We start from the raw sequence: 12,242 nt of genomic DNA on the forward strand, positions 1-12,242 counted from the left end.
CTATGCAGACCAGATCACCTCTGTGCTGAAAGCGGCTGGCGTCGAAACAGAAGTCTTCTTTGAAGTTGAAGCTGACCCGACACTGAGCGTTGTGCGCAAAGGTGCTGAACTGGCGAACTCCTTCAAACCAGATGTGATTATCGCACTGGGTGGTGGTTCCCCAATGGACGCGGCGAAGATCATGTGGGTCATGTACGAGCATCCGGAAACCCACTTCGAAGAACTGGCGCTGCGCTTTATGGATATCCGTAAACGTATCTACAGGTTCCCGAAAATGGGCGTGAAAGCGAAAATGATCGCCGTCACCACCACGTCCGGTACGGGTTCAGAAGTCACACCGTTTGCGGTTGTGACTGATGATGCCACCGGTCAGAAATACCCGCTGGCTGACTATGCCCTGACTCCGGATATGGCTATCGTTGACGCCAACCTGGTGATGGATATGCCGAAATCACTGTGTGCATTTGGTGGTCTGGATGCCGTCACTCACGCCCTGGAAGCATATGTTTCCGTACTGGCCTCTGAGTACTCTGACGGTCAGGCTCTGCAGGCGCTGAAACTGCTGAAAGAAAACCTGCCTGTATCTTACAACGAAGGGTCTAAAAACCCGGTAGCGCGTGAGCGTGTACACAGTGCAGCAACCATCGCGGGTATCGCATTTGCGAACGCCTTCCTGGGTGTCTGTCACTCAATGGCACACAAACTGGGTTCTCAGTTCCACATTCCGCACGGTCTGGCAAACGCCCTGCTGATTTGTAACGTTATCCGCTATAACGCGAATGACAACCCGACCAAGCAGACTGCGTTCAGCCAGTACGACCGCCCTCAGGCTCGTCGTCGTTACGCTGAAATTGCAGACCATCTGGGGCTCAGCGCACCGGGTGACCGTACTGCGGCGAAGATTGATAAACTGCTGGCATGGCTTGACTGCATCAAAGCAGAGCTGGGTATTCCTGGATCTATCCGTGAAGCTGGCGTTCAGGAAGCTGACTTCCTTGCACACGTTGACAAGCTGTCTGAAGATGCGTTCGATGACCAGTGCACCGGTGCCAACCCGCGCTATCCGTTGGTGGCTGAGCTGCGTCAGATACTGCTGGCCAGCTATTATGGGGAAGCTTATCGCGAAGGGGATGGAGTGACCACATCCCTGTAGACATTTCTTGTCATCACTACCGGACATGTTCAAAGCACTGTGTGCAAACGTCGCTGAGATAACTGTGACGGCGGGCACTGTTGTAGAAGACATTAATGTAATCGAAGATATAAACTCGGGCCAGTCCCGGGTTTATAGATCCGTTTTCACAGCCGTATTCATCGGCCCTGCCAGGCAGGGATGAAGGTGATATCTGCCAACCCGACTGGCCGATACAACGGTAAATTACCGTTGCTTGCAATTATGAGATATCGAATTCATCATTAATTGACATGACACCAGCTGAATTAATCCGGAGTCTTCTGCAAACCGAAGAACTTTGAACCAGTACTGTACTGATTTTTGTCCCGAATCAGAAATGATTAAATCCGCAATACCTATAACATAATTACCATGCGTTATTATTCCCAAACTGATGATAAATAAAATCCATCTTTGAATTAAATTCAATATGATAACTAAGCTGACGCATACCAAACCACAAGTGGCTTGACAAAGAAACAGGTTTTAGTATGATTATACTAAACCTGTTGAGCATAGTTTTGTTTATTGTTTAGTTATGATAAAACGGCTGAATTCTTGCTGGTAAATTATTACACATAAATTTCAACCTAAAGGAATTAGCAACAATCATGAAAAAAATATTTAGACTTCACTTATTAACATGCATAACTTTTATCTTTTGTAGTATGCTGGCAATATCATTTTCGTTCTATTTTTCACGACTGACTGAGTATGTTTTATTTAATTATTTGTTTAGGTGTGGTTTTATTGGTGCTGTGTTAGGGTTAGTTATTATAAATATTGTATGTATATTACTCACTGGTTATCTTGTTTACCGTTTATGTAGTAGGGGCATATTCAGGTAAGAAAATGTTAAATGATATTTTTAAAACCCGCCCCCAAAGGCCTGAACAGTTCGGTTATTTTTTCATAAAAAAACAGTGTTTCTTCATCATTGTTTTTTCGTGAATTCCTTTTCAAGGTAGTATCAGTAATAAAAAACTCAACAACCTCTGCCATTATCTTCGCCTCCTTTAATTTTATTGATTTATTAAAATTCGTCATATTGACGATGTGGCTTTCAAAGAGCAGACGGGATTCATGGTCAAAATCTCGCGCCAGATCTTTATAATACATTTTTTCTAAACAAAAAATTGTCTTCACGTCATATATTAAATGGACAGGATTACTTGAATCAATGAAATTAGCTTTTAATATATAGTAAAGTGGATTTTGTTGGGCGTACATATGTGGAAGTAACTTGATTTGCCGGGAGAAGTTTAGCTTAAGTGCTTCATGCATGATTTCCATTTTATCACTAAAGTAACGATATATATTCCCTTGACTCATATTAGAACCATTACTGATATCAGACATGGAAGTACCATTAATTCCTTTTTTACTTATGCAGTCAATAGCCACTTCAGTGATAAAAAACCTTTTCAAGCTAATATTGTTATCTGATTTCATTGTGGAACCTCAAGCTGAAGATATAATAAAAAGTTAAATGACGGCCACTTGCCGTCATTTCTTTATTCAGAAACTAGGCTTTCCAGCCTCCACCGAGAACTTTATAAAGGGTAACCTGTTGTGTAATTTCGCTTAAACGAGTCGAAATTTCAGTTTTCCTTGCCTGAAATAATGAACGTTCAGCGGCAAGCACATTGAGATACCCATCCACGCCCTCCTGATATCGACTATTCGCCAGAGTGTAGTAACGTTGATTTGCCGCGGTGTCTTGTACCCGAGCAGCCAGTTCATGTTTATAGGTCGCCTGACCCGCCAGGGCATCCGAGACCTCCTTAAATGCCTGCTGTATCGCTTTTTCATAATTTGCTATTTCAATTCTTTTGGAAATTTCCGCAACGTCAAGATTGGCTTTGTTTTTTCCCCCATCAAATATTGGCACACTTATGCTGGGAACGAATGACCAGGCAGCCGTGCCCCCTTCAAGCAAATGTCCAAGGCTGTCTGAAGCAGATCCTCCGGAAGCAGTAAGGCTGATGGTAGGGAAGAAAGCGGCTCTGGCAGCACCAATATTCGCATTAGCTGCCTTAAGGGTATGTTCGGCAGCGATGATATCTGGCCTGTTTGTCAGGACTTCTGATGATATTCCTTCAGGTAACGCCGGGAAATGCCATTTTTTTAGTAAAGTCGCATTTTCTACAATACTGACCGGTACATTAGTACCCAGTAATAGCTGTAAAGCATTTGTATCCTGTTTAACCTGCCGTGTATATTGGTAAACTTCAGCCTCAGCACTTCTTAATGAAGTTTCCGCCTGAACAAGATCCTGTTCATTAGCAATGTCCGTCGCATACCGTTGCTTAGTCAGGTCATACGTTTTACGCTGACTATTAGCTGTATCATTTGCGAGTTTAAGTAAATCTTTATCAGCACAAAGCGTCAAATAGCCCGATACGACCTCTGATACCAGGCTAATTTGTGTGGCGTGAGCAGTAGCCTCAGTCGAAAGGTATTTTTCAAGGGCCTGAGCTTTCAGACTCCTGAGCCTGCCAAAGAAGTCAATTTCCCAGGATGTTACACCAAGATTCGCTTCATACTGCTGGTATGAAACAGGTCCGGAAGACTGGGTTGAATAAAGATTACCCGGCAGATGAGCAGAAGTCTGACTACCATTAGCATCTAATGCCGGAAATAAGGCGGCTCTTTCAATCCTGTACTGTGCCCTGGCTGATTCAATATTTAAAGCAGCAACTCTGAGATCCCGATTATTTTCGAGGGATAATCCTACCAGCAGTTTTAACGTGTCATCATCGAAAAAATTTTGCCATGCAAGATCTGAAACTTTATTCATGTACTCATTACTCGCCCATTTTCCGGAGACCGGTACAGGTGGACGTTCATACTTAGGCTGCAGGTTGCAGGCCGTCAGACTGAAGAGTACTGGTATAACAATAAATAGATGTTTCTTCATAACCTGTCCTTCTGAGGATAACATATTGCAATGTCTGAATTCTAAGCCCTGAGACTTAAACAGAAAGCCCGCCTGACTATTTGAAACTGTCGCTTTATATACGTATTATATAAATCTGCCTGAATCAGATTTATATAATACATCCGAACATGGCACTAAATAGCTACAGGTTACAAAACTTGAATGTAATGAACGTTTCTTCGGCTCAGTAATAAAATAACGTTCTATGTCATAACCTTTTCGCCTTATAATATCTAATCTTGGCAAGTGATAACGGTTTATATCCATGATGAATTGCTGAAATCCGGCTTTTGTACCTGAGTAATTAAATTGTGCATAATGACCTTCAGGAATTATTATTTTTTTAACTTTATTATTCACTGTACATAAGTCATGATAGTCTATTGCAGTAAAGTACTTTATAACAATGCTTGAATTTACTGCCATCTCTGGTTCAAAATAACTGATGCCGTAGACGTAAGAAGGTAGTGCCTGGCAGTCCCTGAGAAACCTGTTAAAAAAATTCATTCTGACATCTATATTGAATTTACTGAGTTCTTCAAAGGCACAAGGAAAAGATTTTTCAATGCCGAAGAAAATTTGTTCAGGCAATGAAATAATGTCCGGTTCGGGTACCGGATGCATTATCCTCTGGAATGGTGGGTAGAGTTGTGAACAATCCCATTCGTTATTAGTTCTGTATTTTGCAGGTGTCTGATGAAAGTAACTTTTGAATGAACGGGTGAAAGCCTGTTGCGTCGTAAAACCATATTTCAAAGAAATATCGAGAATAGGTGTTTTAGTTATCTGCAATTCAGCAGCTGCGGCTGATAACTTCCTTAGCCTTATATACCGACCAAGTGTTATTCCTGTTAATATATGATAAGCCCGCTGTAAATACCATTTCGAATATCCTGATCTGGCTGCCACTATATTCACGGATAAATCTGATGCGAGTTGAGATTCGATCCATTCGGCAAGATCATAAATGAAATCATTTTTCATTACACACCGCCTTATTCCCGATTACCATATCAAAAGCGAAATCCAGCGCTGATTGAGAGTAACGGTGAATCAAAGTATCGCCTGGTGTCATCACTATTGACCGGAGCGCTCCCATAAAAACAAAGAAAATCATTGAGCTTAGCATTTTTGTTGAAATATCTGCATGAATCATTCCTTTTTTTTGCGCTTCTGAGAAAACAGAATCTATTACGACAAATACTTTATTCATCTTATCTTCCATATGAACATCATGGTCATTGACTTCGTCTGGATTTCCTCTGCGAAAGATGGTCATCTCAATTATATTTCTCAGATGATTATTTCTCTTAACACATTCAATTTCCCTTAATAAACAGTGACGCAATGCCATAACGGATTCCGAACGTTTTAAAACCCCTTCAATTTCTGTGAAAAGTAAAAGCGGCGTTCGCTCAATGACCTGTTTAAAAAGATCATTCTTTTCCCTGAAATGCCAGTAAATAGCACCTCGCGTACAGCCAGCTTTCATTGCTATCATCTGTAATGTTGTGCGATAAATTCCCGTATCCCGAAAGCATTGCTCAGCCGCATCCAGAATATGCTTGCGGGTTTCTTCAGCATCTTGCTTGGTTCGTCTGGCCATTTGCAAGCCTCCAGAATAAATTAAAACCTATCGTATAAATATTACTCATCAGATTAAAGATGTTAGTACTGGTACCCCCAGGGATACCAGTACCTTACACACAACTATTTATCTTCAATTACAGATAATACTTCTTTTTTGCTTTTCTTCTTCGCAAAAAAACCAGCAACAAGAACATAAAACAGCGGGATATAAAAAATAGCTAATACCGTCGCTGTAAGCATCCCTCCCACCACACCTGTACCTATGGCATGCTTGCTTCCGGAACTTGCTCCTGAAGCAACAGCAAGAGGAATAACACCAACAATAAATGCCAGTGATGTCATAATAATAGGTCGCAGACGAACTCTGGCTGCCTCAATGGCTGCCTGCGAAAATGACATTCCATGTTTTTCATGTAGATCGCGCGCAAATTCAACAATTAAAATTGCATTCTTTGCAGACAAACCAATCGTCGTTAATAACCCGACCTGGAAGAAAACATCGTTCCCCAGTCCACGTAAAAGGGTCGCACTGACAGCGCCAATAACCCCCAACGGTATGACTAACATTACCGAGAAAGGAATACTCCAGCTTTCATAAAGGCCAGCCAGACAAAGGAATACGATTATCAGTGACAGTGCATAAAGCGCCGGAGCCTGCGAACCTGAAAGACGTTCTTCAAATGAAAGACCTGTCCAGGCAACATTTAAGCCGGGAGGCAATTTTGCCGCGATCTCCTCTACCGCTTTCATCGCATCCCCGGAGCTGTAACCCGGTGCGGGCTCGCCAAGCAGTTCAACTGCCGGTAAACCGTTATAACGCTCCAGTTTCGGGGAACCATAGGTCCATTTCCCGCTGGCGAACGACGAGAATGAGACCATCTCTCCGTCACTGTTACGTACGTACCACTTATCGAAATCCTCCGGAGAAATACGTGAACTGGCTTCCCCCTGGATATAAACTTTTTTAACACGCCCGCGATCATTGAAGTCATTAACATACGTTGACCCCCAGGCTGAGGACATCGTGTTATTTACATCAGAGAGGCTGAGTTTCAGAGCCTGGACTTTCTCGTCATCAATCAGAATTTGATACTGTGGCTCATCATTCATACCGTTGGGGCGAACCATTTGCAGTGCGGGATTTTGGGCTGCCATCCCAAGAAACATATTCCGCGCCTGCATGAGTTTTTCATGGCCGCCTCCGGTTGTATCCTGGAGAAACAGGTTGAAACCAGTGGCATTACCCAATTCCATCACTGCCGGGGGGGCGAAAGCAATAACCGTTCCCTCTTTTATTGTGCTGAAATATCCCATTGACCTGCCAGCCAGTTCAAATACAGAACCTTTCCTTTCATTCCATGGCTTAAGTCCCACAAACACCATAGCGGAACCCTGACCACGCCCTGCAAAGTTAAATCCATTGACAAGCATTGTTGTGGCAACCATGTCTTTTTCCTGGGTCAGAAAATATTCCGATATTTTGGTTAATACTTTCTGGGTCTGCTCCGCACTACTGTTTGGCGGCATCTGCACCTGCACAAAGAGATTTCCCTGATCTTCATCAGGCAGGAAAGATGTCGGTATCTGTGGGAATAGCGCAATAAGTAGCGCGATGATTGCCAGAAAGAAAAGCATCGCTCGTTTTCTGGCCCGCAATGTACGTTCGACGCCATTGCGATAAAGCGAGGTGCCGCGTTCAAATTTACGGTTAAACCAGCCAAAAAATCCCTTTTTCGCCTGCGCACCATGATGCGTTTGCTTCAGGATCGTTGCGCATAATGCCGGAGTGAAAATTAGCGCAACGAGCACCGACAACGCCATCGCAGAAACAATAGTGATAGAGAACTGGCGATAAATCACACCCGTTGAACCACCGAAAAATGCCATCGGAAGAAATACAGCGGAAAGAACCAGACCAATACCAACCAGAGCGCCCGAAATCTGCTCCATCGATTTTCGGGTCGCTTCAAGCGGCGGGAGCTTTTCTTCTTCCATCAGTCGCTCGACGTTCTCCACAACCACTATGGCATCGTCGACGAGAAGCCCGATAGCCAGTACCAGGCCAAACATGGTTAATATGTTAATTGTAAAACCAAATGCAGCCATAATGCCGAATGTGCCCAGCAAAACGACCGGAATGGCGAGTGTAGGAATAAGTGTTGCTCTCCAGTTTTGCAAAAAAAGCAGCATCACGACAAAAACGAGAACGATGGCTTCAATAAGAGTATGTACCACTCCCTCTATCGAGGCACTTATAACAGGAGACGTATCGTAAGGATAGATAATCTCCACGCCTTCCGGTAGACCAGGCTTAAGCTCGTCCAGCTTGGCCTTAACCGCTTTAATGGTATCCAGCGCATTGGCACCGGTTGCCAGGCGCAACGCAATGGCTGTACTGGGAAGATCGTTCCCGTATTTTGACTGTATTGAGAAACTCTCGGATCCCAGTTTTACTTTGGCCACATCCTTTAGTAACACCCGGGCTCCATCAGGCTGAACCTTAAGGAGTATATTTTCAAATTGTTCAGGGCTTGTGAACCTGGTCTTGCCAATGACAGTTGCACTCAGTTCAATATTTTCATTGGTTGGTAAACCACCTAACTGGCCCGCTGATACCTGTACGTTTTGCGCCTGAATAGCAGAGCTCACATCCAGTGGGGTAAGTTTATATCCATTCAGCTTATTGGGATCCATCCAGATACGCATCGCATACTGGGACCCCATCATAGTGAAATCCCCCACACCGGTGATACGGGTTAAAGGATCCTGGATATGAGAAACCAGATAATCACCGAGGTCAAAGCTGCTCAAACGACCATCAGTGGATACCAGGCCGGCAAGAATCAAGAAGTTAATCTGATACTTAGCAACCCGGATCCCCTGGTTCTGAACTTCATCCGGTATTAAAGGCGTTGCCAGTGATAGCTTATTTTGTACCTGTACCTGAGCAATATCCGGGTCTGTTCCCTGATCAAAGGTGACGGTGATTGTGAATGAGCCATCCGAATTACTTTCAGATTTCAGATAGCGCAAATTATCAAGACCATTCAGCTGCTGTTCGATAACCTGCACCACAGTATCCTGAACGGTATCTGCCGATGCGCCTGGATAAGATCCGGTCACAGCAATCGCAGGAGCAGCAATATTCGGGTACTGGTTAACAGGTAACCTTATAATAGAAAGTACGCCAGCCAGCATAATAATGATGGCTACAACCCATGCAAGTACGGGACGGTCAATAAAAAAACGTGACATTACGGCTCCTTACTCAGGCTGATTTGCGACTTCAATCGAAGGGGGGGCGTCTGAGCAATCCTGACTTCACTACCTGGCTGGGCTTTTTGTGTCCCATCTACAATAACCCGATCGCCACTTTGCAACCCGTCTCGTATCAGCCACTGATTACCTACAACGCGATCGGTTACAACCGTTTTGCGGATCACTTTGTTATCTTTGCCAACGACAAGGGCTGAAGCCTGTCCAGTCGGATCGCGGGTGATTGCTCTTTGTGGAACAAGCAGGGCATTTTCGCTCACCCCCTCTTCTAATCTGGCGCGGACGAACATACCAGGCAGAAGCCGTCCGTCCGGATTGGGAAACTCGGCACGTATGATTACAGAGTCCGTACTTTCATCTACTGTTACTTCTGAAAGTTTTATACGGCCCGGATGCGAATATTCAGTGCCATTGTCAAGGATGAGTCTGACTTCAGCCTGCTGGTCGCCATTTCGTTTCAGGCGCCCTGCGGCAAATTCATCCTGCAGTTTAAGAAGAGCCGTTGAAGATTGCGGAATATCGACATAGATAGGATCAAGCTGCTGGATTGTTGCAAGTGCAGTGCTCTGATTGGCGGTCAGCAACGCCCCCTGAGTAACGGAAGATCGTCCGATGCGGCCTGATATTGGAGCTGTGATGGTTGTATAACCTAAATCAATGCGTGCTGAGTCAACATCAGCCTGAGCCTGTAACCAGGTTGACCGTGCATCATCCCGATCCTGCTGGCTTATCGCGCCCGTTTTTATCAGGCGTTCATAACGGCGGGCTAAGAGTTTAGATGATTCCAGGCTTGCTTCCGTTTTAGCAAGCGTCGCCCGGTAAGGTGCCGGATCAATCTGATACAATGCCTGTCCGGCTTCAACAAGGGTGCCTTCATCGAACAGTCTTTTCTGAAGTATGCCGCCAACCTGGGGACGCACTTCAGCCGTCCTGAAAGACGAGGTACGGCCAGGGAGTTCAGTCGTCAACGTGACGTTTGCTGCGGTTACCGTCACAACGCCCACTTCAGGAACCGAATTTTGTACTGGCCGCTGTGGCTTATCACATCCAAGGAGTGCAAGCGACAAAAGTACTGACAGCGCCGGATATGCAGGACGAAAAAGCACAAACATTGTGAGTGTTCTCTCTGTAGTTTGAATGTTCATTCTAGTATATTCATACTAAAATTAGACTTGCAAGAGATATTAAAGAGGTTAACAAATGAGCGACATACAGGACGAAGAAATTGGCGTGAAAAGCAGAGACAGGAGAAAGCAGGTGCTTGATGCAGCGGCCAAATGCTTCCGTGACCTGGGGTTTCATGGATGCAGTATTGCAAAAATATCGAAAGAGTCCGGTATGAGTCCCGGTCACATTTATTATCATTTTGCTAACAAAGAAGCCATCGTGGAAGCCCTGGTAGCACAACAGGAAAGCACCATGTTTGAATTGATCAATGATATAGCCTTGTCGCCCGTCGATGAAAAACTCACCGTGACGCTCAAAAGGCTAACGGCACGCATGGTTGAGCTCCATACCTCTCCAGAATTTATTAGTTTATGGCTTGAGATTGCCGCTGAAGCGGTGCGAAACCCTAACGTTTCACAAGTTCTTCAGGTGTCCCATAACACCATTAGCAACAGGTTCAATGAGCAATTACTTAAAAGAGCAAAAAAAAATGATGACCATGAAATCAGGCAGCTACGCGCACGTATGGATATCATTGCATCCATCTTTGCGGGATTATCGCAGCGCACTGCATTACAATCTCTTGATGAGAAAGGAGATAAAGAAATGCTGATTGAAATGATAAATAACATTATCGATCTCTTCTTCAAGGAATATTAGACCTTACTCATTCAGCAATATTGACTAAAAGCCCCTGCCCTCGTTTCAGAGGGCAAAGCGTAACGCTTTAGTGTTGATAAATAATGAATTTATCTACTAAAGTGTAAAAAACCACCCTTAATAATAATTTAGTTAATCCATATTTATTCTTTGATGAAGGCATTAATGGCTCTTTCGTATAATACTACAGAGCATGAAAAGCAGACTTTTCGCGGGGCTAGCTTTTTTCGGCTCCTCAGCATAAGGTTGTTATTTTTAATATGCTGAGTAAATACTTTTCAGTCAGATGCTTCTCCTTCGGTGACTCTCACATACTGCCTGTTGATATGTTAGTAATGCCTTCATCAGTCATATGAGGGTATCACCGCGCTGTTTAGCGGCTCCAAGCTTGAGCTTCGTATGCAGGCAACGGCCTGGGCTACATCGCTCTGATTAGTCAAGACAACTATGCGAAGTGCTGACTGAACTGTCCAGGCCTTTAGGCCTGACGCTTCTCGATAATCCGCTACGTGCGATAGAGTTGGTGCTGGAAGACTGTCCAGACACTTGAGCGCAGAACAGGAAGAAGCACTGGAAAACCTGATTGCTCTCCACTCGTTCAAGGGTGCCCCCCAACATGGATGCACAGATCCTGATCACCACGTGCTACGACAATGGTCATAGGTTCAAGACCATACTTTTCAAGACTGCTGGCATTGCAGCAGACCACGTCTTTTCGAGTTCGGTGGAAATGGTTGCTTCACCAGCCGTGAGTTCGATTTTTCCGGCGTTTCCGGCCAACCCTTTTCCGGAAACCGTATCAGCCATACTTTGTTGATCAATGGGGTGGGCCATGCGACCAAACGGATCTCCAGCGAAACCCAGCGTTTGCTCAATGGAATGACGGACGACAGCCAGTTTTATCTTGAAGAGTATTTTTATTTTGCCATAAGGCTGCTTCTTACTTAACAGGACGTCTAACTTTTTGAGGGCAGTCCACAGTCCCCGGCGAGGACGACCATTTACCATACAAATACGGAGAATCACATTATAAATAATACTTCCAATCATTTCGCGCACGAATATTACGCTTTCGACATCCGGCACACTGTCGTCATCAGCATGATCACCATCCACAGGCAGACGCGGCCCCATCAAAGGCACAACTGACTGACGACCAAGTGGCTTACCGTGCTTGTAACTTCAACGAGGAATTCGTGCTGATCACTGAAACACACCCTGCCAGACGAACTCGATTCGTTCTGCGGCTGCAGCGGTACCGTACAGGCCATTGTATTACAAACAGGGCAGCCAAAGGCCGCCTCACACATGTAAGTGACGGCCTACATGCAAGAATCCATGCCGGACATGGTGTGCAACCTGTAAAGACCGGTATACAGTCGCGCCTAGGAGTTGAGCACCGTGGACCTCACCAAGCAAGCCAGTGACTCCTGA

Annotated in this window: 9 protein-coding genes and 2 pseudogenes; 2 read left to right on the top strand and 9 right to left on the bottom strand. The window is 44.8% G+C overall.

Annotated elements, in window-relative coordinates:
- On the top strand, positions 1-1,153 hold a 1,153-nt coding region (locus EKN38_RS07750), incomplete at its 5' end, for an iron-containing alcohol dehydrogenase (RefSeq protein ID WP_126521869.1).
- Between the two features lie 16 nt (positions 1,154-1,169).
- Here the strand turns inward: EKN38_RS07750 and EKN38_RS26215 are convergent.
- The 7 genes and pseudogenes from EKN38_RS26215 to EKN38_RS07780 all read right to left on the bottom strand — a co-directional run.
- Positions 1,170-1,299: pseudogene (locus tag EKN38_RS26215) on the bottom strand (IS3 family transposase); the annotation flags it as partial.
- A 730-nt stretch (positions 1,300-2,029) separates the two neighbouring features.
- Entirely contained in the window at positions 2,030-2,626 is a 597-nt protein-coding gene (locus EKN38_RS07755; RefSeq protein WP_126521871.1) for a TetR/AcrR family transcriptional regulator, read from the bottom strand.
- Between the two features lie 73 nt (positions 2,627-2,699).
- Positions 2,700-4,094 carry an efflux transporter outer membrane subunit gene (locus EKN38_RS07760; protein ID WP_126521873.1) on the bottom strand — a complete coding sequence of 465 codons (1,395 nt, stop codon included), beginning with the start codon at positions 4,092-4,094 and terminating at the stop codon, positions 2,700-2,702.
- 105 nt (positions 4,095-4,199) lie between these two features.
- Entirely contained in the window at positions 4,200-5,099 is a 900-nt protein-coding gene (locus EKN38_RS07765; RefSeq protein WP_126521875.1) for a helix-turn-helix domain-containing protein, read from the bottom strand.
- Positions 5,089-5,721 (bottom strand): TetR family transcriptional regulator, encoded by a 633-nt coding sequence (locus tag EKN38_RS07770; protein ID WP_126521877.1) that lies wholly within the window; start codon positions 5,719-5,721, stop codon positions 5,089-5,091. Before EKN38_RS07770 ends, EKN38_RS07765 begins: the two co-directional genes overlap by 11 nt.
- Positions 5,722-5,825: 104 nt before the next feature.
- A complete protein-coding gene (locus EKN38_RS07775) occupies positions 5,826-8,960 on the bottom strand; it encodes an efflux RND transporter permease subunit (RefSeq protein ID WP_038992669.1) in 3,135 nt (1,044 codons plus the stop codon).
- Positions 8,960-10,126 carry an efflux RND transporter periplasmic adaptor subunit gene (locus EKN38_RS07780; protein ID WP_284733109.1) on the bottom strand — a complete coding sequence of 389 codons (1,167 nt, stop codon included), beginning with the start codon at positions 10,124-10,126 and terminating at the stop codon, positions 8,960-8,962. Before EKN38_RS07780 ends, EKN38_RS07775 begins: the two co-directional genes overlap by 1 nt.
- 55 nt (positions 10,127-10,181) lie before the next feature.
- Between EKN38_RS07780 and EKN38_RS07785 the strand changes: the two genes are divergently transcribed.
- Complete coding sequence (locus EKN38_RS07785; RefSeq protein WP_126521879.1) at positions 10,182-10,808, top strand: TetR/AcrR family transcriptional regulator; 627 nt, start codon at positions 10,182-10,184, stop codon at positions 10,806-10,808.
- A 143-nt stretch (positions 10,809-10,951) separates the two neighbouring features.
- Here the strand turns inward: EKN38_RS07785 and EKN38_RS25970 are convergent.
- Both EKN38_RS25970 and EKN38_RS07795 read right to left on the bottom strand, forming a co-directional pair.
- Positions 10,952-11,074 (bottom strand): annotated as a pseudogene (locus EKN38_RS25970) (IS1 family transposase); the annotation flags it as partial.
- A 391-nt stretch (positions 11,075-11,465) separates the two neighbouring features.
- Positions 11,466-11,942, bottom strand: coding sequence for a hypothetical protein (locus tag EKN38_RS07795; protein WP_126521883.1), 477 nt, complete (start codon positions 11,940-11,942; stop codon positions 11,466-11,468).
- Between the last annotated feature and the right edge of the window lie 300 nt (positions 11,943-12,242).

Origin of the sequence: Enterobacter sp. WCHEn045836, assembly GCF_003965585.1 — a bacterium.
Classification (GTDB): Bacteria; Pseudomonadota; Gammaproteobacteria; order Enterobacterales; family Enterobacteriaceae; genus Enterobacter; species Enterobacter dissolvens.